Genomic DNA, 23,579 nt, shown 5'->3' with positions numbered 1-23,579 from the left:
CTCTCTTACATCGATTGTTTCACTACTTTTTTATAATACCCCATCGTCAATACAGCAAACGATAAATAAATGAGCGAGTAGACTGCCATCGCAATTAGAGTCGGAATCGTCACATCGGTCATAAAGATAATATTTGCCGATTGCACTGCAAACCATGAATGCAGTAATCCGATCAATAAAGGTAAGCCGAAGACAAATAATTGTTTACGACGAATACCACTCAATAATTCTTGGGTACTAAAGCCGAGTTGACGCAATGTTTTGTAGCTTTGCTTTTCTTGCTCAGCTTCGGTCATCTGCTTAAAGTATAAAATACTTCCCGTCGAAATCAAAAAGACAAGTCCTAAAAACCCTGCAATAAAAATCATTAATCCGCTACTTTGGCGCATGCTTTGATATTTTTCATAATAGGTAGAGCTGCTGAGCATTTCATCTTCTACAACTTCTTCAAATAGGCGTTGAGCTTCTTCCAATTGCTTATCCGGCACCTCCATCGCATAACGGACAGGGCTAGCTTCCCCACTTTGGTAGTGTTTCAATTGTTCGTACTGCTCAGGAGAAACGACTAAATTCGCTTCAAATGAAGTTAAGTTGAAAATATTATCTCCTGAAAATTCATTAATCACTAACTTCTCTCCATCGCTTAACTTCACATCCACTGGCATTTTCGTATCTTTAAACGCCCAGTACAACATGCTGTAATGGAGCGTGGCATCATCATCTTTTCGATCGTAACCGAGGTAGCTCAATTCTTCAGAAGAAACGACGTGCGCGGTCAAATCTTCTCGCACCATTTCATTCACTGCTGCTTCCTTCAAAGACAACTCAATCGGATAAGCATGAACAGTTGCTATTTCATAATCGATTTGCGCTGCTGTTAAACGTTGCTCAAACAGTTTCAAATGCTCAACAGATGCTGTAAAGCTATTCGGCTCTTCAGAAAACTGAAAGTCATTCGGCAACAATTGACGTGTCACTTCTTCGTTAGAATAAAACAAAGAATACGAAATCGCGATCATCGTCATCGCCATCGCAGACAATGTTGTAATAATGGTAAGTGACTGCGCATTCCCTTTCATCCGATGCATGAGCGGCGCAATCGATAAACTATCTTTTAAAGACATATGCCCTTTTTTCATTTTGCGAATGCGTCCGAGAACCCAACCGATCGATACACGGAACACTAAATAAGAACCGAATATCGTACTGAATAAAACGAGCAACATATTGAACAGTAAATATTGATTCATCATATTCCCACTTAACCAATATCCGAAAACAATTAAGCTAATACCACCAATTGCGAGAATGGCCGTAATAAATCCTTTTGGCTCTTTCACAATTTCCGTTGCTTGATCCGCTTTAAATAGTTGAATCAATGTCTTTTTATACACTTTTCGAATCATTTGAATCGATGTAATGACAATGATAATGGTAAAGACGAGCAAAGTGCTCTTTAAAGCATCCATCGAAAATTGAAGTTGAACCGTTTCTTGTATTCCCACTACTTTCAACAATAACAGTAAAAATAGGCGTGATACGACCGTACCTGTTATAATTCCGACGATCAAAGCGCCGAAACTTAATAGGACATTTTCAATAATGAGCATTTTAGCGACCGCATTTTTTGTTAAACCGATCAATTGATACAAACCGATTTCTTTACTGCGTCGCGTTAAGAAAATAGAATTTGCATAAATAATAAAGATTCCAGCGATGATAATGAGTAAAATATTCGCTGCTTTAAAACCTGATGTCATACTGCTAGACAAAGCTGTACGTTCCGCTACTGTTGTATCAAATTGTAAAGAAGCAAAAACAAAATAAAGAGCAACACTAAAAATGAGCGCGAAGAAATATAAATAGTAATGTTTCACATTTTTCTTCATATTGCGCAAGACGAGATCAAATAGAGTCAACCGTCTCACCTCCAAGCATCGCTTGCACTTTTAAAATTTCTTGGAAAAATTGTTGGCGCGTCTCCTCTCCCCGGTACAATTCTGAATAAATTTGCCCGTCGCGTAAAAAGACGACACGGCTACAATAGCTTGAAGCGAGTGGGTCGTGCGTCACCATCATAATCGTCACTTCATTTTCACGGTTCACACGTTCTAACGTCTCCAGCAAAGAAGAAGCTGATTTCGAATCGAGTGCTCCCGTCGGTTCATCCGCAAAAATCATCGATGGATTGTTAATGAGCGCTCGCGCTGCTGCTGTTCTTTGCTTTTGTCCTCCTGATAATTGATGAGGATATTTATCCGCAAGCTCCGTAATGCCGAGAATGTCCGCAATACTTGTGAAACGTGATTCCGCTTCTTGTTTTGACACTTTACTTAATGAAATAGGAAGTAAAATATTTTCTTTCGCTGTTAATGTATCTAATAAATTATAATCTTGGAAAATAAATCCGAGTTGTTCACGTCGGAACGTCGAAAGTTCGCGGTCACGCATCGTCGCAATTTCTGTCCCTGCGATACGAATCGACCCTTCTGACGCACGGTCGATTGTAGCGAGAACGTTCAATAAAGTCGTTTTCCCCGCTCCAGAAGGTCCCATAATCCCGACAAACTCTCCTTCACGTACTTTTAAGTCAATTCCTTTTAATACTTCTTGCATATTTTGACGTGTGCCATACACTTTACGTACATTTGTTGATTGCAATACGATTGTTTCAGTCATTTCTTTATCGTCCTTTCCGAAAAACTTATCATTACGTTCAGTATATCGACCTTTCTATTGAAAATCGTTCGATTCATCTAACAAAAAAGCTCACAACGTGACATTTTTGTCACGTTGTGAGCGAATCGTAATGATTAGGTTTAGAAAATGATAAAGTCGCCGTCGTTCCGACATCAACTGTAGAATCAATATGGATCGTAATGTTGATTTTTTCACCGATCATGTGCGCAATGTATAAACCAATTCCTGTAGCCGCATTTTGTTTTCGTCCCGTCTGCCCGGTGAACCCTTTGTCGAAAATACGCGGCAAATCTTGTGCTGCAATTCCTCTTCCTTCATCTTGAATCGAGATGTACGGAATGTCATCCTCGACACCTGATTCAATCGTAATGACGCTGCCTTCTGGGCTATATTTCACCGCATTCGTCAATAGTTGACGTAGGACGAAGCGTGCCCATTTTTCATCTGTCAAAATCGATGGGTTACTTCCGTCAATCTCCACTGCGATATTTTTTTCCAAACACCAGCTCGATAATGTTTTCACTTCTTGAATGATGAGCGATTCTGCTTCCACTTGTTGCACTAAGTAATCGCGGTCTAATGAAGATAAGCGCGACAAATGTAAATGCTCATCGATGAGTAAATGGATGCGTGTCCAGTCCGCCGCGACCTTTCGCATTTCCGGGTCGTGACGATTCGCATCGAGCGTCAACTTCATCGCGGTGAGCGGCGCCTTCACTTCATGCACCCAAGCATGGATAAATTCCGTTTGGTCTAAGTACGCTCGTTTCGTTTCTGACAATGTTTGTTGATATTGCTTCACGAGCGCTTCGACAAACTGATGCGTCAGTTGCTGTTCATATGTATCAGGCGAAGGCAGTTGAGCTAATACATCGATCGCTGGATCTTGGACAATTTCAATGAGCGCTTTATAATACGGCTTTTCCATTCGGTATCGCCAGACGAGAAAACCGATTCCGAATGCGACATATAACACATTCATATAAATGAGCGCATCCCGATGCAAAATGATCGCATTGTCGACGAAAAATAAGACGTTTAATAAAATTAATACGATCAATTGAAAAATGATCCACATTCGTTTGTCGTACACATATTTCCAAATCGTCATCATGTCTGATCACTTCGTTTCTGCCATATAGCCGAGTCCTTTTTTCGTGACGATGTAGGTGTCCAACTCGACGTCTGCTAATTTTTGACGCAACCGGTTCACGTTGACCGTCAATGTATTGTCATTGACGAACCGTTCGTCATCCCACAATTTTCGAATTAAATCATCGCGTGATAAAATCGTATCTTTCGCTTCGACGAGCGCTGCTAAAATGAAAAACTCATTTTTCGTCAATTCGATTTCGATATCGTCCTTTTGCAAAGTACCTTTTTTCATTTGCAAATAAGCACCGTTCCATTCCATCACATCAGAAGGTTCATCTCCGTAAGAATACGTTCGGCGGACGAGCGCTTGTATTTTCGCAACGAGAACGTCCATATTAAATGGCTTCTGAACGTAATCATCCGCTCCCATTTGCATCGCCATCACCATGTCCATCGGATGATCTCGTGATGATAAAAAAATGATTGGCACTTTCGAAACGGCGCGAATTTCACGACACCAATGAAAACCGTCAAATGCAGGCAATTGAATGTCGAGCAACACAATTTGAGGCTCCGCTTCATAAAAGTCATCCATCACATGATGGAAATCGGATGGACCGCTCACTTGAAATGCCCAACTTTCTAATCGCTCTTTTAAATTCATATAAATCGCTTCATCATCTTCCACGATAAAAATAGACATATCCATCATTCGTCTCTCCTTTTTCTTTAGTTTACTCGATTCAACCAAAAAAAGCTGTTCAGAGAATAATCCCTGAACAGCTTTCTATTTAACGAACAATTCAAATCCGACGAGGAAAATTCCTGTCGCGATGAGCGCAATATGTCCGATACAAAACTTCGGGTACATTTTGCTTTCTAGTTCTTCAATCGAATCCGTCTTTTTCACTTTACAAGACGTACAAAAAATTTTGCGTTTCATATTAGCCACGAATTGCCGCTTGAATTCCTTCTGGATCAAATCCGATAACCCAACGACCGTTAATTTCAGTTTGTGGAACGCCCATTTGTCCTGTCGTTGCGACGAGACGTTGACCTGCTGCTGGATCCATTTGAACGTTCACTTCATCGTATGCGATCCCTTGCTCATCTAAATAGTTCGTTAACATCGTGCAGTATGGGCATGTTGATGTCGTATATACTGTTGCTTTCATATAAAATCCGCTCCTTTATGTCATTTTCTAACTTCATTTTATACCCCTATACGTATAATTTCAATCGATTTGCTCATCTTTTTTATCTTTTCGCCTCAAAATAGTTGCATTTTGAATCAATATCAATTATTGTTGTACTAAGGAAACTTTGTTGTACTCAAGAAAGTTTCTAATAATGGAATTGGAGGTGACCTTCATTGTCAACATTCACATTGCCGGACTTACCGTATGCAGTAGATGCGCTAGACCCGTACATTGATGCACGGACTTTAGAGATTCACCACGGTAAGCACCACGCAACGTATGTCAACAATTTAAACGCTGCGATTGAAAATAACGAACAGCTGAAGAGTCAGTCGATTGAACAAATCTTATCTGACTTACAAGCTGTGCCAGAAGATATTCGTACGGCAGTTCAAAATAATGGTGGTGGCCATTATTGCCATACGTTGTTCTGGGAGTCGATGAGCCCGAATGGTGGGGGCGAACCGACAGCCGATATTAAAACTGCAATCGAACGTCGCTTCAATACGTTTGATCAGTTCCAAGACTTGCTTTCAACTGCGGCAGTTAGCCGATTTGGAAGCGGATATGGTTGGCTCGTCTTAAACAAAGAAGGAGAACTCGAAGTGATGAGCACTGCGAATCAAGATACTCCTGTGAACTACCCACCACTTAACTTCGTTTGAAGTGGGGGCTTCTCGCTTCCACGAACATAGCTTGCAAGCAAGTCTTATGTGTTCTCCACGAGCGTGAATTCGGGGCATTCCAACCCTACTGATACGCAATGTTTTTAGTACCTTGGATATTTTACGCATACGAGGGGCTTGGTTTTCGCTCTTATTTCCGTATGCAACTCCATATATCCAGTTGTCAAAGAACATTATGTCTATATTTTACCAAATTCTTTGGCTAAAGCCAACCGAAATTCATCTCCCACCTACTCATTGGTGCTATTCGCACCTTCACACTCCTTGAGGATGGGAGACTTCTTTCGGAAAGTCGTTAAAGTACCAAAATCGTCGTCCTGAGTTCGTAACCAATTGGTGGAATACGGTCAATTGGGACGTCGTCAATGAACGTTTACTCAAAGCGCAACGACGCTAACAACGCTCATTACCTCCCCTTATGATTCACGTTATAAATATCCTACATTTTTGATATCCTTGCGGTGGCGGCCGCAAGGATCTTTTTTTGCTAAAAAAATGTCCGAGCATATTCACTCGGACATCCACTATTAAAACCAAACGATCCATGCGAGTACAGCCGCTAAAACGATACGATAAATCGCGAAAGGTTTTAATTTTACTTTTGAAATTAACTGTAAGAAGAAACGAATCGCAAGTAATGAGAACACGAAAGCACTCATGAAACCAGCGATGTAAAATCCTAAATGGTCCATCGACATATGTTCCCAGTTTTTCAATACGGAGACGAGACTCGCTCCCGCCATAATCGGCACAGCCATAATAAATGTAAAGTCGGCTGCTGTACGGTGATTCATCCCGAGAAGAACCCCTCCTGAAATCGTCGCACCTGAACGTGAAAACCCTGGCCATAACGATAAACATTGCACGAGACCGACAGCGAACGCTTGGCGATATGAAATTTGATCTAAGCTTTGTACGGGGGGATTTTTCGATCCGAACTTATCGGCTGCTAACATTAAAATCGCCCCTGCGACGAGTGCATAAATGACCGTTTCAATTCCGAAAAGATTGTCATCGATAAAATCTTTTAACGCAAAGCCGATGACGACAGCAGGTAACATGCCGATAATGACATGCAATAAGTTAAATCGTTCACTCATCTTTTGATCGCCTTCATTATACAAACCGATCAAACTGAATAAACGTTTCCAAAAGATGACAACTACTGCAAGTATCGAACCGAGTTGAATGACAATTTTAAATGTGTTCGCTGAATATTCTCCGAGAAATTCCTCTGATTTCAACCACATTTCATCCACGATAATTAAATGTCCTGTCGAGGACACAGGCGCAAATTCCGTCAACCCTTCCACAAGACCTAAAATAATTGCTTTTAAAATTTGAATCCATTCGATAGACATAATGTACGCTCTTTTCCTAATATTTTTTCTGCTATTCTCACTGTACTAAATCTCTTTTTGAAGTGCAACGCTCATCTACGTCAATTCATTAAAATGCGATTTATAAAAATAGTTCCACACTTTATATGTCTTTCAAAAGGGATAGGTATTTTTAGTTTCTTCCTATTTATATATACATATCTTAAGATGTAGTTTTAGTTGCTAATTTTCCATATAAGGGTATACTATTATTATTATACATCATGATAATAGGAGCTGGATGACATGAGTTCACTTAGACCAAAATTAGATATCGAGCAACTGTTTGAGCGCGGTACAGACCAAGATCTACAGAGTCGATTTCAAAAGATTTTACACTACAATTCTTTCACTTTACAAAATTTGAATGAACTTAAAGACCTATACGAGCGTATTGCAGGTGAGCGCCCAAATCTCGTTCAACTGTTTGAACGTTTCTTCAATGAAATTAATCCACAAGCAGCTCGTTTAATCCCGACTTCGGCAATCGAGGATTATGTGCATAACTTCTTCAACGCTGAGCGTGATGACGCTTATTTTGGACGTATTCTAGCCTTTTTTACAAGCTTACATCGATATAAATTTGAAGCAGGTGAAACGATTGTCGTCTTTAACCAATTCTCTTTCTATGTTTGTACGCACATTTTACATCATCTTGGAATGCGACCGAAACGTGCATTAACAATGTTGCAATCATTCCAATCAGCGGTCAACATCGATCAGCAAATTTTAGTCAATGCATTCCAAGAACGCGTCGTCAACAACGTCGTCGCAGACATTTCAGTGCTCGTCGATAAAAACGCGAAAATTATGTTCATGAAAGATTTAATTTTCAATTTGGATAAACAATCGGACGAGATTCAATCATCTACAGCAGCGACAGAACAAATTACAGCTTCCATTGTTGAAGTGGCCGAGTCTTCCACAAGAATTTCTGAAAAAACAGCAGATTCTGTAGAGTACGCTATCAATAGCAAACAAACGATTGAAAATACTTTAGACGAAATTTTTAAAACTGAAGAAACTTTCGGTTCTATTGTCGATACTTTTGCTGAGTTACAAAAGCGTGTGAACGATATCGAAAATGTCGTGACGTTAATTAATGAAATTGCTGCTCAAACGAATTTACTAGCACTTAACGCTTCAATTGAAGCGGCCCGAGCAGGAGAACATGGCCGTGGTTTTGCCGTTGTTGCTCAAGAAGTTCGCAACTTAGCAGAAAATACAGTTTCTGCTTTAGATGAAGTATCAAATAACGTGAAACATTTGAAATCTTATTCAAATAACGTTTCAAACTCCATTCAAGAAACGACGACAATTATATCGAAAGCAACAGACGAAGCGAAAGAATCTCTTCCTTTATTAACTGCGATCGTCGAAGCGATTGAAGATATTAATGTCGATGTTACTAATACAGCAGCGATTTCGGAACAACAAGCAGCTTCAATCGACGAAGTGTCGAATCGAATGGTGGAGATGACGCACCTCCAAGAAGATATTCGTGATTACGGCAACAGTACATCTGAAGCGATTTATGACTTAAGTTTAGCGATTAATGACTTCCGCACGAAAGTAATCGATGAAAATAACGTTTATTTATCATCTGAAGCTTTATTACAATTATCAAAAGCCGATCATATTTTATGGAAATGGAAAATTTACAACATGTTCCTCGGTTTGGAAGACGTCAATCCGAATGAAATCGCTGGACATAAAGATTGTCGCCTCGGAAAATGGTATTTCACACCTTATACGAAAGAACGTCTCGGCCACTTACAAGCGTATCGTGATTTAGATGAGCATCATGCGGATGTTCATGAATGCGCTCGTAAAGCTGCAACTGAATTCCGTGCTGGAAATATTCCTCAAGCCGAAAAAGCATTACAACGCATCGAAACAGCTTCAAACGAAGTACTCCATTTACTCGACGAGTTAATCGACTATATCCGCAGCGAACAAAAATAAACAAAAGCCCTGAAAATTTATATTTTCAGGGCTTTTTTATATAGATAAGAGGATTCATTATACGATTATTCTTGCATACCTACTTGATCGAATACAATTTTACGCAATTCTGCTTTCAAAAACTTTCCGACTGACGTTTTCGGTAGTTCGTCCATAAATAAAATTTCATCTGGCATCCACCAAGAAGCGAAACGTTCACGTAATCCATCGTATAGACGTTGCTTCGTCTCTTCATTCGCTTCATAACCATCTTTTAAGACGACGCTCGCAATTGGACGTTCTTGCCATTTCGGGTGTGGTACTGCGACTACTGCCGCTTCATACACTCCTTCTAAACTCATTAAAGCGTTCTCTAAATCGACAGAAGAAATCCATTCTCCTCCACTCTTAATGAGATCACCGACACGGTCCATAATTTTAATGTATCCTTCTTTCGTATAGACTGCGATATCTCCCGTGCGTAACCAACCGTCTTCAAACGCATCTTCCGAACGAGTATCTTTATAATACTCATCAGTAATCCAAGGGCCACGAAGCATTAACTCACCCATCGTTTCTCCATCCCAAGGAACATGGCCGTGCTCATTGACGATTTTCGTCTGAACGCCTGGGACTGGAATGCCTTGCGTTGCACGAAGTTCGAGTTTTTCATCTTCGCTGTAGTCTTCCACTTCTGACGTATAGTGTGAAACACTGACAACTGGTGATGTTTCAGTCATACCGTAAATCGAAAGATAGTTCACTCCTAAGTCTTGATACGCTTTAATTAAGCCTCTCGGAGAAGCAGAACCTCCTACGAATACGCGATCTAATGAAGAAAGATCACGCGGTTTTTCTTCTTGTTCTTTCAACACCGATAACCAAACTGTTGGAACACCCGCTGTGAATGTAACTCCTTCACTTTCAATTAAGTCGATCAACAATTCTGGTGTGAAGTTCGGTCCTGGCAACACTTGAGACGCACCGAATAATACAGATGTAAACGGCAATCCCCAAGCATTGACGTGGAACATTGGAACGACTGGCATGACGACATCTCGTTCAGAAATACCGAAGCTGTCAACTAATCCAGAGGCAAAACTATGTAAGTATAAACCTCGATGTGAATAGACGACCCCTTTCGGCATACCTGTCGTCGCGCTCGTATAACACATACCTGCAGCGCTATTCTCATCAATATCTGTCGGGAATTCATATTCATTCGACGCATTTTTTAATACCGTTTCATAATCGAGCATCGATTCAAAATCAACATTCGGAATGACTGAATCATCACTCATAATGACGATGTGACGAACTGTTTTTAATTCTGGAATGAGCGGCTCGATAATCGAGAATAAATTATCATCTACAAATAAAACCTCGTCTTCCGCATGGTTCACAATATGAATAATATGTTCTGGGGAGAGACGAATATTAATCATATGTAACACAGCACCGATACCAGGTACTGCGAAATATAACTCTAAGTGACGATGATGGTTCCATGCGAATGAACCGACCTTCATACCTCTTTCTACTCCAAGACTTTCTAATACGTTCGCTAAACGACGCGTACGATCAGCAAAATCTGCATATGTTAGACGATGGATCACGTCTGGAGATGTTCTTGAAACAATCGTCTTATGTGGAAAATGAGTTTCCGCACGCGTAATGAAAGATGATAATAACATTGGGATTTGCATCATAGTAAATCGCTTCCTTTCTGACTTTTATAGTAAACTGAAATTACTATATAATTTAACATAGTTTGCAAATTAAAGAAAGCGTTTTCAAGTTTTATTTGAAATGTTTGACAATTGAAATAAATGGGTACATAATAAAAGAGTCTACTTTTGATTGAAGTAGCAAATTTGAAACTAAAGGAGAGATATGTATGACTATTACTTATAAAAACTACCCAAGCCGTGATGACTTCGCTGTTAAAATGGTCGACCCAATCACACAGGAAGTGTATATTGCCGAAGAGTTGCCTTTAGCTGATCCATCTGATTCTAACAATGTAGATACATTCCGTGCCAATGCTGATGTACGTGAAGTATGAAAGCGAGTGATTCGATTTTTTTCGTCTCACTCGCTTTTCGGTTTTACTAATTGATGATTAAATGCATACACGACTGCTTGTGTTCGGTCGCGCACGTCTAACTTAGATAAAATATTGCTCACATGAGTTTTCACTGTTTTTAATCCGATGAATAACTCATCGGCAATTTGTTGATTTGTCAGTCCTTCTGCCAACAACAATAATACGTCCATTTCACGAGTCGTCAATTGTTCGTGAGCTGGCGCATCCGCCGCTCGCATCTGTTTCATCATGCGAGCGGCTACTTCTGGTTCTAATACCGTATCTCCCGCATACGTTTGGCGAATCGCATCCGCAATGCGTGAAGCATTCGATGTTTTCAAAATATAACTCGATGCTCCCGCTTCAAGTGCAGGATACAGTTTATCATCATCTAAAAAACTCGTGACGATAATAATTTTCGCTTCTGGCCATTCTTTCATAATATCCGCTGTCGCTTCAGCCCCACTTTTTTTCGGCATGACCATATCCATTAAAATGATATCTGGTCGCAGGGCGAGTGCTTTTTCAACCGCTTCTTCTCCGTCTGACGCTTCACCGACAACTTCCATATCATGTTGTAATTTCAAATACGTACTGACACCGATGCGAACCATTTCATGATCGTCTACTAATAGTATGCGTATCATCCACTCGTTCCCCTCCTTGTTCTAAAGGTAATTTCACTTCTACAATCGTCCCTTGCGAAGGCACAGAAACAATTTTATATTGTGCGCCAATTTCAATCGCGCGTTCTTTCACATTTTGTAAACCGTAGGAGCCACTTCTTTCCGACTGTTGTTCAAACCCTACCCCATTGTCTTGAATGCGTAAAATCGCTAAATGATCACGTTCGACAAATAAAATGTGCACTTCTGTCGCTTTCGAATGGCGCAATGTATTTGATAGTGTCTCTTGTGCGATGCGGAATAGATGGTCTTCTTCCCCTTTTTGTAAATGAACATCTTCTAACTCATACGTAATATCGAACATCACCTTTTGCTTTAATTCCATTAAAAGCTGTTCCATCCCTTCTTTAAATGTATGGTTATGTAAGGCTGCAGGGCGTAAATGAAGGAGTAAAGCACGCATTTCAAGCTGTGCTTGTTGGACGATATTTTCGACTTGGCGCAACATTTCATCTTCTTCGTTCGTTTCGACCATGGCAGAAAGCAACATCGAGGCAGCAAACAATTGTTGGCTGACGGAGTCGTGCAATTCTCGCGCTAAACGTTGACGCTCTTGAATGAGTTGTTCTTCAATCATTTTTTCATCCGCTTCCGCTCGCTCATTCGTCGCTTTTTGCAAGCTTTTTCGTTGGTCTTCCAATAAGACGAAAAGTCCATCGACTTCATGTTGTAAAGAGCGATGTGAAATGTGGGGACGCTCGCCATCTTTCACTTGACGCAACGCTTCTGTCATTTCACGTTCTAACTTATTCGATGTCAATGCCGTCACGATGATCGCACTAATGAATAGTGCACCTAGTGCAAAAACGACGAGTAAAGGAAGGTCGAACAATTCTTCTTCAATTAATTCTTCTATCGCATACAGTCCGAGCCGCTTCCAACTCGTCAAAGAGTCGCGATACGCTAACGTATAAACAGCCGTCATACATAATGTTAAAAAAACCGTTAATGTGAACGTCCTACCGAACCACTTCATTTACGAATCACCTCTAAATCTCCGAAGGCAACGTATACTGAAATGATCAACTGTGCACTGTCTGTTCTTTTTCCATCGTATAAGTCTTTCATTTGCAATGTTTCATTGACGAGACGTTGTTTTTCGTAATCAAATAATCTCGCTTCTCCTAGTAAGGACGAATAATGAATGCGGACAGGAATTTCATAAGGGACAATCACTTTCACTTTCCCGAACGATTGACGTACTGAAATAAAGCTCGTCGACTTCGGCAAAACGGTGTTCGTCACATCGATTGTTATATCTCCGTAAAAGCTCGTCGCATGAACATCTTCCCATTCATAGGACGAGAACGGGCTCGCTTGAAAAGAAAACCATTTATTTTTCCATATGCCATTTGGCGTTTCTTTGATTTTCTCGCGCAACGGACGAAATAAATGTTCTGTCGTTTCCCCTTTCATTAAATGCGTGACGACCCATAATACAAATACGATGATGATGAAACGCAAACTCCACATCGCAAAAGAAGTGAGCAATAACATGACGAGACCGCTATACAACGGAAACTTGCGATACTTCGTCAAACCGACATAGACGAGAAAACTACCCATGATGAAGAAAAAGAACGAGCTTTGAGAAAAATAAAATAAATCGATTAAAATGAGCGTTATCGCTCCGATTCCGAGTAATGTCATTTGTCGCGTCGTCATGTTTTGCCCTCCTTGTCATTCCTTTTAGTTTAACACGAAAAGTGAGACCATCGCTGCTCTCACTTACGCTTTTTTATTTTAACGGATTTCCGAAAGAAGTCTCCCATCCTCAAGGAGTGTGAAGGTGCGAATAGCACCAATGAGTAGGTGGGAGATGAATTTCGGTTGGCTTTAGCCAAAGAATTTGGTAAAATATAGACATAATGTTCTTTGACAACTGGATATATGAAGTTGCATACGGAAATAAGAGCGAAAACCAAGCCCCTCGTATGCGTAAAATATCCAAGGTACTAAAAACATTGCGTATCAGTAGGGTTGGAATGCCCCGAATTCACGCTCGTGGAGAACACATAAGACTTGCTTGCAAGCTATGTTCGTGGAAGCGAGAAGCCCCCACTTCAAATAGACCGTAAGGTTAACTAAGTGGTGGGTAGTTCACTAATGCTTCTAAGCGTTGTTCTAAATCGGTCGCTTGTTTTCGTTGTGGTCCATCTTTGAATACTTCTGTCATTTGATCGACGGTTTCAACTTCTGGACGGAGTAACTCGTCGATATTGCGTTCAGCATGAATGACATTTTCACGGCTCATCAACTGCATTTGACGCAAACGCATATCTTCAATTTTATGCTGCATCATCGCATATTGTCGTTCAAGATGCGCATGTTCTTTTTTCGCTTCTTCCACAACTTGAACGAGTTGCGCAGTACGATTTTCAAATTGTGCTTTTTCGGCTTCTGCAAATAAAATTAATTCTTCCTCTTGCAATTCGAGCGCTTTTTCTAATTGCAACGTGCGCTTGCCTAACATTAATTCCGATTGTTCGAGTTCTCCTTCTAACTGTTCTACGAGGCGTGATTGCCTGCGCAACAAACCTGCGACGACTTCTGTCTTTTCCTCCGCCTGTTCTAAATACATATTTAATGTTTTTATTGGATTTTCTTCTTCTTTTTGATCTAACCATTCATGCAAATCCGATTGCACCGTATATTTCAATCGATTCCATAATGCTTTCATATTGAATTCCTCCTAGTTTTTCATCAATTTATCCCATTCGTTTTCAAAGTTTTCAAATGGATCTGCTTCTACTACTTGTTGTGCAGGTTGTTCTCGTTTCCCACTGCGGTACAAGAAATAAAGACCGATGACCGCAAGCAAGCCGATGAACGCTGGAATGTTCGATACCGTAATGACGACCGCTACGAAGACGATGGAACCCCACCATAGTTTCGCAATCGTCGAGTCTGTTTTCATAAACGCTTTTAAGCTCAATAAAGCGACGAATGCTGTAAATGCTAGTGCTAGTAATGGAAGAACATTCGCTAAGACGACGAGCCCTAAAGCGAACGCAATTCCTAATAAAATGAATGTCATCATATGTTTTCCTCCTCGTTGTTCTTGTTATCTTTATTATAAAAAAGAACACTCTTTTTCAATACGGTCTTACAGTTGAATTTAGCTCCGCCTTAAGACGGATTGTTTTCTTTAACAAAAAAAGAAGGACGCCGATTAGCATCCTTCTTTTTAAATGAGTGGTAATGTGACACTCACTTTAAATAAATCACCGTCTAACGTAATCTCCATCTCTCCACCATGCATATCGACGATCGATTGCGCAATGGCGAGACCGAGTCCAGAACCTTCTGTATTTCGCGCTTTGTCTCCTCGTTTGAAGCGTTCAAACAGCTCTTCTACATTCGCATCGAGCTCATATTTCGAAATGTTACGTACGACAAAACGTGCGACGTGTGCTTCTTTTTCTAAGTCGATGTAAATGCGTGTTCCTGGAAGGGAGTACTTCAACGCATTCGATACTAAATTATCGATCACTCGCCAAAATCGCTCGCCATCTACTCTCGTAATGATTGGCTGTTCCGGAAGTCTCGTCACAATTTCGAAATTCGACTGTTGGAATTCTTCATTGCGTTCTGCGAGTACTTGTTGAACGAGTTGCGTGACGTCCAATGTCGTTTTATGCAATTCCATATTGCCACTCGCCATTTTCGACACTTCAAACAAGTCTTCAATAAGCACTTTTAAACGTTCTGACTTTTTATCGATGACATCCACATATTTTTGACGGTCTTCTTCCGATAAATTCGGTTGTTTCAACAAATCCGTATATGTGATGATCGATGTTAACGGCGTTCGTAAATCGTGGCTCACATTCGTAATGAGCTCTGTTTTTAAACGTTCACTTTTCGCTTGTTCGGTAACCGAAATTTTCACACCTTCTTGCAAATTGTTTAAGTGCTGGGCATGTTTCGCAATGGGCGACTTTCCTTCAATCGGAATTTCTGTCAATTCACCTTGCGCAATTTTTTCTGTCGACTTAAAGACGCGATTTAAATACCCGAAGCGTCGAACGAAAATGTATAACGCAGGCAATCCTAAAAATACGACAGCCATCATGTAAAAAATGATTAAAAATGGTTCATACGCTACGAATACCCACCCTAAACCAGCTAAGAAAAAGCCGATGAGTAAAATGAACATTTGAACGCCGATTGAGCGGTGTAAAAAAGCGTCCCGGAAAGAAAGGAAAAAGCGTGCAGTCATCGTTTCTTTCCACTCTTCTAACGTCCACTCCTCTTGGTACACTTGACGAATTAATGTTAAGAGCATTGAAAATAGGACGTATAACAACACCCAAAGAATGAGCATGTTTTTGCTGAGGTGAATGAGTTTCCAAAGTAACTCCCAATATCCGAAGCTTCTTCCGTATAAATATAAACTGTATCCGATATGATACTCTGCGATACGCAATGCAATAAATGACACGATCACAGCGAGTCCGATTCGGAAATCGAGAGGAATTTGTTCGTAACGTTTTAACCAATTGGATGATTCAAATGAACGTAAACGATGTTGTTTCCATTGTTGCATGAGCGCGCCGACAGAAACGATGCCTAATACGATGACGCTGAAATAAATCAATTGATTCCAACGAAATTGATTGCTGCTCGCATAAAATGCACTCGTCTCTGGTAAAGGTTCTTTCAAGTCAATACTTCCAATAAATCTTTGCTCTAAAGAGAATGGGTTCGATTCGGGATCTACTGCCTCATCTCCTTCTCCATTCAATCGATGAGGCATATTGACATAATTTTGAACCGAGACGATGAATGGTTTATTTTTTGTAAATACTTCTCCGTTCGCAGCCGTCTCATCTGGCTCTAAATTTGTATGTTCTTCTCCCGTTTCGATCGCTGTTAATTGATAAAGTATCGCATCATCCAAATCGTAGCGAGAATGGGTTCGAGTTTCATTAATCTCTCTTATTATTTCTTTCGCTCGTTCACCTTTTATTTTATTTGCGACATACTCCTCATCACGAAAATTACGTTCGATGTCTGCGAGTTTTGCTTCCATCTCTTCTCGTAATTGATCCGCTTTTTGTCCTTCTGCTTGTGCGATACTCGTTTCATAACGTTCACGAATCGAATCGAGTTGCTCGTCTAACATGCCGTAACGATGACGATATTCTTCAATATCTCCTTCCGAAACATCGATCAATGTCATCCACTGTGCTTCTGTATAATTCGGCAATAGTTGTTTTTCGATGACTGTTTTTTGTTCATGATACGCCTCTTTAAAATCATTCGTCTGTTGATAACTACTATGCCAATACGTTGAACCGTTGCGCAATACGAATAAAAAAGCGACGAGAATAATCGTAACGAGCGCGCTATATTTCCACATTTGTTTTTTCATAAATTCATACTCCCTTTCATAATCGTCCCGATATATGTGGCGATATCAAATGTTTTCGTAAACCATGTGCTACAAAGATTTATAATGAAAGGAAAAGTATAAATGAGACTGACAAATGCGATTGCTAAACCGAACCATTGTTCACTTTTACTTATCAATTTTGTATCCAATTCCCCACACAACCTTTATGTAACGCGGATTTTTAGGGTCCGCTTCAATTTTTTCTCTTATTTTCCGAATGTGGACCGCGACGACATTGTCCGCATTGTACGCTTCTTCTTCCCAAACGCGTTCGTAAATTTCATTGATTGAAAACACACGTCCAGGATGTCGCATGAGCAAGCTCGTAATTTTAAATTCAATTGGCGTCAATTTGACAGGCTTGCCGTCGACACTTACTTCCTTCGTTTCATCATTCAAAAGCAAGCCATCGATTTGAAGCACGCCTTCTTCTCTTTCGTACGTTCCAAGCGTGACGTAACGGCGCAATTGTGATTTCACACGTGCCATTAATTCAAGTGGATGAAATGGCTTCGTCACATAATCATCTGCTCCGACGGACAAACCGTGAATTTTATCGGTATCTTCTGACTTTGCGCTCAGCATGATGATCGGGACATTTTGTTGTTCGCGAATTTTAAATGTCGCTGTAATCCCATCCATATTCGGCATCATAATGTCTAAAATTAATAAGTGGACTTCATTTTTCTCCAACAATTGGAGTGCTTCGACACCATCTGCTGCTTTTAGTACGTGATACCCTTCATTATGTAAATAAATTTCAATACCATCTCGAATATCTTGATCGTCATCTGCGACGAGAATTGTTAGTTCTTTCATGTTGATCACCTTTTCCTTATTTTTATTATAAGAGGGATGTCTTAATAAACACCTCTTGAAATTCTGAAGAAATTATTAAGTTCTTTCTTATTATCGTCTACCCTTTACAATGATGTACGAAAACGATTCGATATGCTAAAATCATATTTACTTTTAAAATAGAAGAAGGGAATCGTTATGAAACTTAGAACACTTGTCATTAATGCGATAATCGCTGGGATTTATGCGACAGTGAGCATCGTCATTTTGCCACTTTCTTTCGGCGCTTTACAATTTCGGATTGGGGAAATGCTCAACCATTTAATTGTTTTTGATAAACGTTATTTCTTTGGAATTATCGTCGGTGTTTTTATCGCCAATTTATTTTCGGCTTTCGGTTTGATCGATGTCGTATTTGGGGTGCTCCATACAGCGCTCGCTCTCGGGCTTACGACACTTGCCGCACGCTTCATTAAAACGCGATGGAAGCTCATGTTATTTAACTCTTTCATTTTCTCAGCACTCATGTGGATTATCGCACTCGTCATTATGGCGGGAGGCTCATTTTCGATTGAAGTCTTTTTCATCACATGGGCAGGACTATTTTTCACAGAGTTTCTTGTCATGACGTTAGCGATTCCACTCTGGCAATCAATGGACTCACGATTGAAACTTGAAACGTTATTAGATGAAGGGAAGTCATAATTATGTACGTCACGATTGAAGTCATTGCAGAAGAACTTGGCATGCCACAAAAACAAGTCGAGAAGTACATTTACGAAGGAAAAATTCGAGCAGTCGATGATGGGACACAGTTGCTCGTCAACCGCGAACAGTTCAACCTTTATTTCGAACAGCTCGAACAAATGAAACAAAAAATTGCGGACTATTGGAGCGAACCACTCCCACCTGACCGCGACATTAAAGATGAAGATTAAAAAACCACCTTTTTCAGTTCATTATGACTGAAAAAGGTGGTTTTTCATTATGCAGAAACGACTTCTGCTTTCGGCCCATCTTCTTTCCGGCGTTTCATTTGAACGAGGAGAAGTGCGATGAAAATCGCAAGCCCAATTCCATCTGTCGCAAGCCCTGGATAAATTAACATTAATCCACTAATGACCGCGAGGAATCGTTCGTATCCTTTTAATTCTACATACCAGAAACCGATCATTCCTGCACCAATTCCAATCATTCCGATAATCGCTGTCGCTAAAATGAATGATACTTCTAAAATTGTCGTATCGATCATGAGCAACTGCGGTTGCAAGACGAACATGTACGGAATGATGAAGGCGGCAATCGCTAGTTTCGCTGCGTTAAATCCGGTTTTTATCGGGTCACCTTTCGATATTCCGGTCGCAGCAAAGGCGGCGAGTGCTACAGGTGGCGTAATATCCGCTACAATTCCGAAGTAGAAGACGAACATGTGCATCGCCAAGACTGGAATTTCAATCGGTAACGCCGCGTTTAATGCAAATAGCGCTGGTAACGCGATCGTTGATGTGATGATGTAGTTCGCTGTCGTCGGCGATCCCATTCCTAAAATGAGCGATGTGATCATCGTAAAGACGAGCGTTAACATTAATTGCATTTGGATGTTCGTCGACATCGCTTCTGCTAATCCGACGAGACTATTCCCCATTTTCAAACCGAGTCCTGTTTTCGTTACGACACCGACGATAATACCCGCTGTCGCTGTTGCAGCTGCGACACCGAGTGCCGTTTTCGCTCCGGAGACGAGCGCATCAATAATTCCACGGAATCCGATGCGTGTCTCTTTCAAGAACATGCTGACGATAATTGTCGATAAAATACCGTACAATGCGACACGCTCAATACTCATGCCACCGTTATACAATAAAATAATAATGACGAAAATCGGTAATAGTAAATGAATTTTCTTCAATACTGTTTTCGCCTTCGGAATTTGATCTTCCGGCAAACCGAGTAAGCCGAGACGTTTCGCTTCAAAGTGTGTCATAATCCAAATTCCCGCAAAGTATAAAATTGCTGGAATGAGTGCTGCTTTTGCGATATTCCAATAACTCTCTCCGGCAAACTCAATCATTAAGAACGCTGCTGCTCCCATGATTGGTGGCATAATTTGTCCACCTGTGGACGCGGCTGCTTCTACCGCTCCGGCGAAGTTTTTATGATAGCCGAGACGTTTCATCATCGGAATCGTATACGAACCTGTCGTCACTGTATTCGCGACAGAACTTCCTGAAATCGTTCCTTGTAAAGCACTTGAGAAGATTGCCACTTTCGCTGGTCCACCGATACGACGTCCTGCAATTGTGATTGCTAAGTCGTTAAAGTAATTTCCGACTCCCGTTTGAACGAGGAATGCCCCGAACAATAAGAATAAGAAAATATAAGTAGAAGATACTTTAAGTGGTACTCCTAAAATTCCATCTGTCGTAAAGAACATGACGTCGACTAATTGACGGAATGTTAAGCCACGGTGTGCGAGTGATCCTGGTAAATATGAACCGTACACTGCATACGCTAAAAATACGAGTGCGATAATCGTAATCGGTAATCCGACTGCACGACGTGACGCTTCTAATACGAGTAAAATCGCAATTCCACCGATAATAAATTGAACGTCTGAAATGCCCCCAATTTTTTGGACGAGCGTTTCATAATATAAAGGCCAATAACTACAAACGATTAAAGATAATGTTGCTAAAATCCAATCGAATACAGAGATACGATTTTTCGGTCCATTTTTTCGTGCTGGATAAAGTAAAAAAATGAGTACTAAAGCGAATCCTAAGTGGACTGTTCGCTGGATGAATGCTGTATATTGTCCGAACGCTCCTGTATACAATTGGAACATTGAAAATGCAATTAATGTTCCGAAAACAATCCACGCTACAACCCCGGATAAATTACGCGTATTTGATTCCGTATCGTATTGCTCTAACAACTTTTGACGTTCTTCTTCCGTCAGCTCATCTGTTTCTTCTCGTTCATGTTGTTTCACTTCTTCTTTCGTCATCGCATCTCCACTCCTCTCCATAATTGCCATAATGATAATTTTTGAATCGACACAGCATACCAATCTCCTGGAACGAAATAATCGTTAAACTGCAATTGTCTCTCTCGTTCCCCTCGTCTTTTCACGACGAGGCGATGATTTGAAACGGTCTTTCCATTTCGAATATTCATCGAGTCGAAGTACACATCATTTACATATAAGTGATGCATCCCATCTTTATATTCGTAACGTTCCCCTTCATGAACTTCTGCGGGCATGCCAATTCCGTATTGTGAGAAGCGAATCATCTTCTGTTCGATTTGCTGCCCTGTCACGACGTAAGACTCTGTCACATCCGTTAAATGAATGGAATGAACGAATATAATATCGAATGCATCGCCATCTGTCATCGGTAAGTAAGCGACTTGTTGTTTCGTCCGCCCTTCTTCAAAGACGAGCGCTTGCTTCCACGGAAGATTGATAAATAAAATGATGCATACTGCGCTTATGAATAGTATACTGACGATTTTTTTCATTTCTCTCACAACTCCATTGAAGAAAAAAAGAGCCGGATCCGTCAGCTTACCGACACCGGCCCTTCTTACATTCTTACTTGTTCACTTCGTCGAAATACTTCTGTGCACCTGGGTGTACTTCGATTCCAACGCCGTCTAAACCTGTTTTCGCATCGATGAATTTCGCTTTATCGTGTGCGATTTTGTCTGTATTTTCGTATAACGCTTTCGTCATATCGTATACGACATCTTCTGGTAAATCACGTGATACAACGAGCATTGCCATTACTGCAACAGTCGTTACATCTTCTTTCAAACCGTAAGTACCTTCTGCAATGACGTCTTTTGCGTAGTATGGATACTTCGCTACGAGTTCGTCAATTTTTGCTTCGTCCATCGGAAGAATAACAACTTCAGCAGATGCTTTTAATTCTTCAACAGCCCCTGTTGGCGTTCCTGCTGTGATAAAAGCAGCGTCGATGTTACCATCTTGAATACCGCCTGCTGATTCACCGAAGTCTAAATATTGTGCGTCGATATCTTTTTCAATATCGATTCCGTGTAATTCTAAAATTTGTTGTGCGTTAATGAATGTTCCTGAACCTGGTGCTCCAACCGATACTTTTTTACCTTTTAAGTCTTCGATTGATGTGATGCCTGATTTACCGATCGTTACGATTTGGATCGTTTCAGGGTAAAGCGCTCCAAGACCGACGACGTTTTTCACAGCGTTTCCATCGAATGCGTTAACTCCTTCTTCTGCATACGTTGCAACGTCTGTTTGTGCGAACGCGATTTCCGCATCGCCCGCTTCAACTGACATAATGTTATCTGCAGATGCGTTTGATGATACCGCGTCTGTTTGAATACCTATTTCATCCGAAATTACTTTCGCAATTCCGCCCCCAAGTGGGTAATAAGTTCCGCTCGTTCCACCTGTTAATAAACTCATAAATTTCGGCGCATCTGTCGATCCAGTGCTTTCGCCTGCATCGCCATCTTTTTCTGCCGGTTTGTCATCTCCTCCACAAGCGACGAGAACAGCTGTTAACATCGCTACAAGGAATGCAAACAATAGTGATTTTTTCTTCATATTTTTTCCTCCTCCTTGTCCCTATCCAATTTTTGAAATTGAAAATTATACACTATTATCAACTATTTAGCTACAATTTGCAAGCGCTTTCCTATTGAAATGCAAAAAAATAATGTTTATTCACCGTTTTCAGTTTTCTTTTGCTCTTCTTTTGATTTTCACTTACTTTTAACGTCTTTCCGAAAGAAGTCTCCCATCCTCAAGGAGTGTAAAGGTGCGAATAGCACCAATGAGTAGGTGGGAGATGAATTTCGGTTGGCTTTAGCCAAAGTTATTTTTCTAAGCCTTTTCGCAATAATTCGAGAATAGTTGCTGTTCTTGTAGATAGTCCATTTTCTTCTTGGTATTTATCTAATTTCTCGATAATTGATTTAGGCATACGAACTTCTACACGCTCTTTATCATTTTTCAAAATTATCACCTCTCACTTGATTGTACGGCATTTCTACGATAGAATCAATATATATATATATATACGACATTATTACGTACAAAGTGAGGTGAATGGATATGACTAAACAAAATAAAGCTTTCAAATTTCGTTTGTTACCAAACAAAGAGCAAGCTGTACTATTAGCTAAAACATTCGGCTGTGTTCGTTTTGTCTACAATAAGATGTTAGCTGAACGCAAAGAAACGTATGAAAAGTTCAAAGATGATAAAGAAGCACTTAGAAAGCAAAAGTTTCCTACTCCTGCAAAGTACAAAGGTGAATTTCCATTCCTAAAAGAAGTGGATTCTTTAGCTTTAGCAAACGCACAGATCCATTTGCAAAATGCTTATAAGAACTTTTTTGAAGGTCGTGCGGAGTTTCCTAAATTCAAAAGCAAGAAAAAGAAACAATCTTACACAACCAACATGGTTAATAGCAATATTAAGCTAGAAAATGGTCATATCAAACTGCCAAAAATCAAAAAGCCAATAAAAATAAAACAGCATAGAGAAATACCCGCTGATTATAAAATCAAATCTTGTACGATTTCTAAAACAAAAACAGGGAAATACTATATTTCG

The 23,579-nt window shown here is 40.3% G+C and carries 24 protein-coding genes and 2 pseudogenes; 7 read left to right on the top strand and 19 right to left on the bottom strand.

The window, feature by feature from the left end:
• Window positions 1-5: 5 nt before the first annotated feature.
• The 6 genes from ACFQ0V_RS00385 to ACFQ0V_RS00360 form a co-directional block, all read right to left on the bottom strand.
• The gene (locus ACFQ0V_RS00385) at window positions 6-1,919 is read right to left on the bottom strand and encodes an ABC transporter permease (protein WP_381008604.1); all 1,914 of its coding nucleotides are present in this window, start codon (window positions 1,917-1,919) and stop codon (window positions 6-8) included.
• Window positions 1,906-2,679, bottom strand: a complete 774-nt coding sequence (locus ACFQ0V_RS00380; protein ID WP_381008602.1) for an ABC transporter ATP-binding protein — start codon at window positions 2,677-2,679, stop codon at window positions 1,906-1,908. Before ACFQ0V_RS00380 ends, ACFQ0V_RS00385 begins: the two co-directional genes overlap by 14 nt.
• A 109-nt stretch (window positions 2,680-2,788) precedes the next feature.
• Window positions 2,789-3,814, bottom strand: coding sequence for a sensor histidine kinase (locus ACFQ0V_RS00375; protein WP_381008600.1), 1,026 nt, complete (start codon window positions 3,812-3,814; stop codon window positions 2,789-2,791).
• A gap of 6 nt (window positions 3,815-3,820) precedes the next feature.
• A complete protein-coding gene (locus tag ACFQ0V_RS00370) occupies window positions 3,821-4,498 on the bottom strand; it encodes a response regulator transcription factor (RefSeq protein WP_381008807.1) in 678 nt (225 codons plus the stop codon).
• Window positions 4,499-4,582: 84 nt separating this feature from the next.
• Complete coding sequence (locus tag ACFQ0V_RS00365) at window positions 4,583-4,747, bottom strand: hypothetical protein (RefSeq protein WP_381008599.1); 165 nt, start codon at window positions 4,745-4,747, stop codon at window positions 4,583-4,585.
• Window positions 4,740-4,970 carry a glutaredoxin family protein gene (locus tag ACFQ0V_RS00360; protein ID WP_381008597.1) on the bottom strand — a complete coding sequence of 77 codons (231 nt, stop codon included), beginning with the start codon at window positions 4,968-4,970 and terminating at the stop codon, window positions 4,740-4,742. The genes ACFQ0V_RS00365 and ACFQ0V_RS00360 overlap by 8 nt, the downstream gene beginning before the upstream one ends.
• A gap of 197 nt (window positions 4,971-5,167) precedes the next feature.
• On the opposite strand from ACFQ0V_RS00360, the pseudogene ACFQ0V_RS00355 reads away from it, so the two are divergent.
• Both ACFQ0V_RS00355 and ACFQ0V_RS00350 read left to right on the top strand, forming a co-directional pair.
• A pseudogene (locus ACFQ0V_RS00355) lies at window positions 5,168-5,632 on the top strand (superoxide dismutase); the annotation flags it as partial.
• 331 nt (window positions 5,633-5,963) lie between these two features.
• Window positions 5,964-6,077: pseudogene (locus ACFQ0V_RS00350) on the top strand (Fe-Mn family superoxide dismutase); the annotation flags it as partial.
• A gap of 130 nt (window positions 6,078-6,207) precedes the next feature.
• Here the strand turns inward: ACFQ0V_RS00350 and ACFQ0V_RS00345 are convergent.
• On the bottom strand, window positions 6,208-7,041 hold the full coding sequence (locus ACFQ0V_RS00345; RefSeq protein WP_381008595.1) for an undecaprenyl-diphosphate phosphatase: 834 nt from the start codon (window positions 7,039-7,041) through the stop codon (window positions 6,208-6,210).
• Between the two features lie 264 nt (window positions 7,042-7,305).
• Between ACFQ0V_RS00345 and ACFQ0V_RS00340 the strand changes: the two genes are divergently transcribed.
• On the top strand, window positions 7,306-9,024 hold the full coding sequence (locus tag ACFQ0V_RS00340) for a globin-coupled sensor protein (RefSeq protein WP_381008593.1): 1,719 nt from the start codon (window positions 7,306-7,308) through the stop codon (window positions 9,022-9,024).
• Window positions 9,025-9,089: 65 nt separating this feature from the next.
• On the opposite strand, the gene ACFQ0V_RS00335 is transcribed toward ACFQ0V_RS00340, so the two are convergent.
• Entirely contained in the window at window positions 9,090-10,712 is a 1,623-nt protein-coding gene (locus ACFQ0V_RS00335; protein ID WP_381008591.1) for a long-chain fatty acid--CoA ligase, read from the bottom strand.
• Between the two features lie 188 nt (window positions 10,713-10,900).
• Between ACFQ0V_RS00335 and ACFQ0V_RS00330 the strand changes: the two genes are divergently transcribed.
• Window positions 10,901-11,068: a hypothetical protein gene (locus ACFQ0V_RS00330; RefSeq protein WP_381008589.1), complete on the top strand. Its 168-nt coding sequence runs from the start codon at window positions 10,901-10,903 to the stop codon at window positions 11,066-11,068.
• Window positions 11,069-11,094: 26 nt separating this feature from the next.
• Here the strand turns inward: ACFQ0V_RS00330 and ACFQ0V_RS00325 are convergent, their stop codons facing one another.
• The 7 genes from ACFQ0V_RS00325 to ACFQ0V_RS00295 form a co-directional block, all read right to left on the bottom strand.
• Entirely contained in the window at window positions 11,095-11,736 is a 642-nt protein-coding gene (locus ACFQ0V_RS00325) for a response regulator (RefSeq protein ID WP_381008587.1), read from the bottom strand.
• Complete coding sequence (locus tag ACFQ0V_RS00320; RefSeq protein WP_381008585.1) at window positions 11,705-12,751, bottom strand: sensor histidine kinase; 1,047 nt, start codon at window positions 12,749-12,751, stop codon at window positions 11,705-11,707. The genes ACFQ0V_RS00325 and ACFQ0V_RS00320 overlap by 32 nt, the downstream gene beginning before the upstream one ends.
• Window positions 12,748-13,440 carry a cell wall-active antibiotics response protein LiaF gene (liaF, locus tag ACFQ0V_RS00315; RefSeq protein WP_381008584.1) on the bottom strand — a complete coding sequence of 231 codons (693 nt, stop codon included), beginning with the start codon at window positions 13,438-13,440 and terminating at the stop codon, window positions 12,748-12,750. Before liaF ends, ACFQ0V_RS00320 begins: the two co-directional genes overlap by 4 nt.
• Window positions 13,441-13,855: 415 nt before the next feature.
• Entirely contained in the window at window positions 13,856-14,455 is a 600-nt protein-coding gene (locus ACFQ0V_RS00310; RefSeq protein WP_381008582.1) for a PspA/IM30 family protein, read from the bottom strand.
• 12 nt (window positions 14,456-14,467) lie between these two features.
• Complete coding sequence (locus ACFQ0V_RS00305) at window positions 14,468-14,815, bottom strand: lmo0954 family membrane protein (protein ID WP_381008580.1); 348 nt, start codon at window positions 14,813-14,815, stop codon at window positions 14,468-14,470.
• Window positions 14,816-14,962: 147 nt separating this feature from the next.
• On the bottom strand, window positions 14,963-17,152 hold the full coding sequence (locus tag ACFQ0V_RS00300; RefSeq protein WP_381008578.1) for a sensor histidine kinase: 2,190 nt from the start codon (window positions 17,150-17,152) through the stop codon (window positions 14,963-14,965).
• A gap of 147 nt (window positions 17,153-17,299) precedes the next feature.
• The gene (locus ACFQ0V_RS00295) at window positions 17,300-17,992 is read right to left on the bottom strand and encodes a response regulator transcription factor (RefSeq protein WP_381008576.1); all 693 of its coding nucleotides are present in this window, start codon (window positions 17,990-17,992) and stop codon (window positions 17,300-17,302) included.
• 177 nt (window positions 17,993-18,169) lie between these two features.
• On the opposite strand from ACFQ0V_RS00295, the gene ACFQ0V_RS00290 reads away from it, so the two are divergent.
• Window positions 18,170-18,676: a QueT transporter family protein gene (locus tag ACFQ0V_RS00290; protein WP_381008575.1), complete on the top strand. Its 507-nt coding sequence runs from the start codon at window positions 18,170-18,172 to the stop codon at window positions 18,674-18,676.
• A 2-nt stretch (window positions 18,677-18,678) separates the two neighbouring features.
• Window positions 18,679-18,909: an excisionase family DNA-binding protein gene (locus tag ACFQ0V_RS00285; RefSeq protein ID WP_381008573.1), complete on the top strand. Its 231-nt coding sequence runs from the start codon at window positions 18,679-18,681 to the stop codon at window positions 18,907-18,909.
• 47 nt (window positions 18,910-18,956) lie between these two features.
• Here ACFQ0V_RS00285 and ACFQ0V_RS00280 read toward each other — a convergent pair whose 3' ends face one another.
• From ACFQ0V_RS00280 to ACFQ0V_RS00265, 4 genes are all read right to left on the bottom strand, one after another.
• Complete coding sequence (locus ACFQ0V_RS00280) at window positions 18,957-20,978, bottom strand: TRAP transporter permease (protein WP_381008571.1); 2,022 nt, start codon at window positions 20,976-20,978, stop codon at window positions 18,957-18,959.
• On the bottom strand, window positions 20,975-21,493 hold the full coding sequence (locus tag ACFQ0V_RS00275) for a DUF1850 domain-containing protein (RefSeq protein ID WP_381008570.1): 519 nt from the start codon (window positions 21,491-21,493) through the stop codon (window positions 20,975-20,977). Before ACFQ0V_RS00275 ends, ACFQ0V_RS00280 begins: the two co-directional genes overlap by 4 nt.
• A 73-nt stretch (window positions 21,494-21,566) precedes the next feature.
• Entirely contained in the window at window positions 21,567-22,565 is a 999-nt protein-coding gene (locus ACFQ0V_RS00270) for a TAXI family TRAP transporter solute-binding subunit (RefSeq protein WP_381008568.1), read from the bottom strand.
• Between the two features lie 271 nt (window positions 22,566-22,836).
• Window positions 22,837-22,977, bottom strand: a complete 141-nt coding sequence (locus ACFQ0V_RS00265; RefSeq protein WP_194561756.1) for a ribbon-helix-helix protein, CopG family — start codon at window positions 22,975-22,977, stop codon at window positions 22,837-22,839.
• A gap of 98 nt (window positions 22,978-23,075) precedes the next feature.
• On the opposite strand from ACFQ0V_RS00265, the gene ACFQ0V_RS00260 reads away from it, so the two are divergent.
• Window positions 23,076-23,579, top strand: a 504-nt coding sequence (locus tag ACFQ0V_RS00260) for an RNA-guided endonuclease TnpB family protein (RefSeq protein WP_381008567.1), incomplete at its 3' end; no start/stop codon positions are given.

This window comes from Savagea faecisuis, assembly GCF_042675605.1.
GTDB classification, from domain to species: domain Bacteria; phylum Bacillota; class Bacilli; order Bacillales_A; family Planococcaceae; genus Savagea; species Savagea faecisuis.
Note: the sequence above shows the minus strand (reverse complement) of the source record. Positions and strands in the feature narration are given on the sequence as shown.

Bases quoted from the DNA above. Each gene is read 5' to 3' on its own strand.
- ACFQ0V_RS00380 (WP_381008602.1), bottom strand. From the start codon at position 2,679: ATGACTGAAACAATCGTATTGCAATCAACAAATGTACGTAAAGTGTAT.
- ACFQ0V_RS00375 (WP_381008600.1), bottom strand. From the start codon at position 3,814: ATGATGACGATTTGGAAATATGTGTACGACAAACGAATGTGGATCATT.
- ACFQ0V_RS00370 (WP_381008807.1), bottom strand. From the start codon at position 4,498: ATGTCTATTTTTATCGTGGAAGATGATGAAGCGATTTATATGAATTTA.
- ACFQ0V_RS00360 (WP_381008597.1), bottom strand. From the start codon at position 4,970: ATGAAAGCAACAGTATATACGACATCAACATGCCCATACTGCACGATG.
- ACFQ0V_RS00345 (WP_381008595.1), bottom strand. From the start codon at position 7,041: ATGTCTATCGAATGGATTCAAATTTTAAAAGCAATTATTTTAGGTCTT.
- ACFQ0V_RS00340 (WP_381008593.1), top strand. From the start codon at position 7,306: ATGAGTTCACTTAGACCAAAATTAGATATCGAGCAACTGTTTGAGCGC.
- ACFQ0V_RS00335 (WP_381008591.1), bottom strand. From the start codon at position 10,712: ATGATGCAAATCCCAATGTTATTATCATCTTTCATTACGCGTGCGGAA.
- ACFQ0V_RS00330 (WP_381008589.1), top strand. From the start codon at position 10,901: ATGACTATTACTTATAAAAACTACCCAAGCCGTGATGACTTCGCTGTT.
- ACFQ0V_RS00325 (WP_381008587.1), bottom strand. From the start codon at position 11,736: ATGATACGCATACTATTAGTAGACGATCATGAAATGGTTCGCATCGGT.
- ACFQ0V_RS00320 (WP_381008585.1), bottom strand. From the start codon at position 12,751: ATGAAGTGGTTCGGTAGGACGTTCACATTAACGGTTTTTTTAACATTA.
- liaF (WP_381008584.1), bottom strand. From the start codon at position 13,440: ATGACGACGCGACAAATGACATTACTCGGAATCGGAGCGATAACGCTC.
- ACFQ0V_RS00310 (WP_381008582.1), bottom strand. From the start codon at position 14,455: ATGAAAGCATTATGGAATCGATTGAAATATACGGTGCAATCGGATTTG.
- ACFQ0V_RS00305 (WP_381008580.1), bottom strand. From the start codon at position 14,815: ATGATGACATTCATTTTATTAGGAATTGCGTTCGCTTTAGGGCTCGTC.
- ACFQ0V_RS00300 (WP_381008578.1), bottom strand. From the start codon at position 17,152: ATGAAAAAACAAATGTGGAAATATAGCGCGCTCGTTACGATTATTCTC.
- ACFQ0V_RS00295 (WP_381008576.1), bottom strand. From the start codon at position 17,992: ATGAAAGAACTAACAATTCTCGTCGCAGATGACGATCAAGATATTCGA.
- ACFQ0V_RS00290 (WP_381008575.1), top strand. From the start codon at position 18,170: ATGAAACTTAGAACACTTGTCATTAATGCGATAATCGCTGGGATTTAT.
- ACFQ0V_RS00285 (WP_381008573.1), top strand. From the start codon at position 18,679: ATGTACGTCACGATTGAAGTCATTGCAGAAGAACTTGGCATGCCACAA.
- ACFQ0V_RS00280 (WP_381008571.1), bottom strand. From the start codon at position 20,978: ATGACGAAAGAAGAAGTGAAACAACATGAACGAGAAGAAACAGATGAG.
- ACFQ0V_RS00275 (WP_381008570.1), bottom strand. From the start codon at position 21,493: ATGAAAAAAATCGTCAGTATACTATTCATAAGCGCAGTATGCATCATT.
- ACFQ0V_RS00270 (WP_381008568.1), bottom strand. From the start codon at position 22,565: ATGAAGAAAAAATCACTATTGTTTGCATTCCTTGTAGCGATGTTAACA.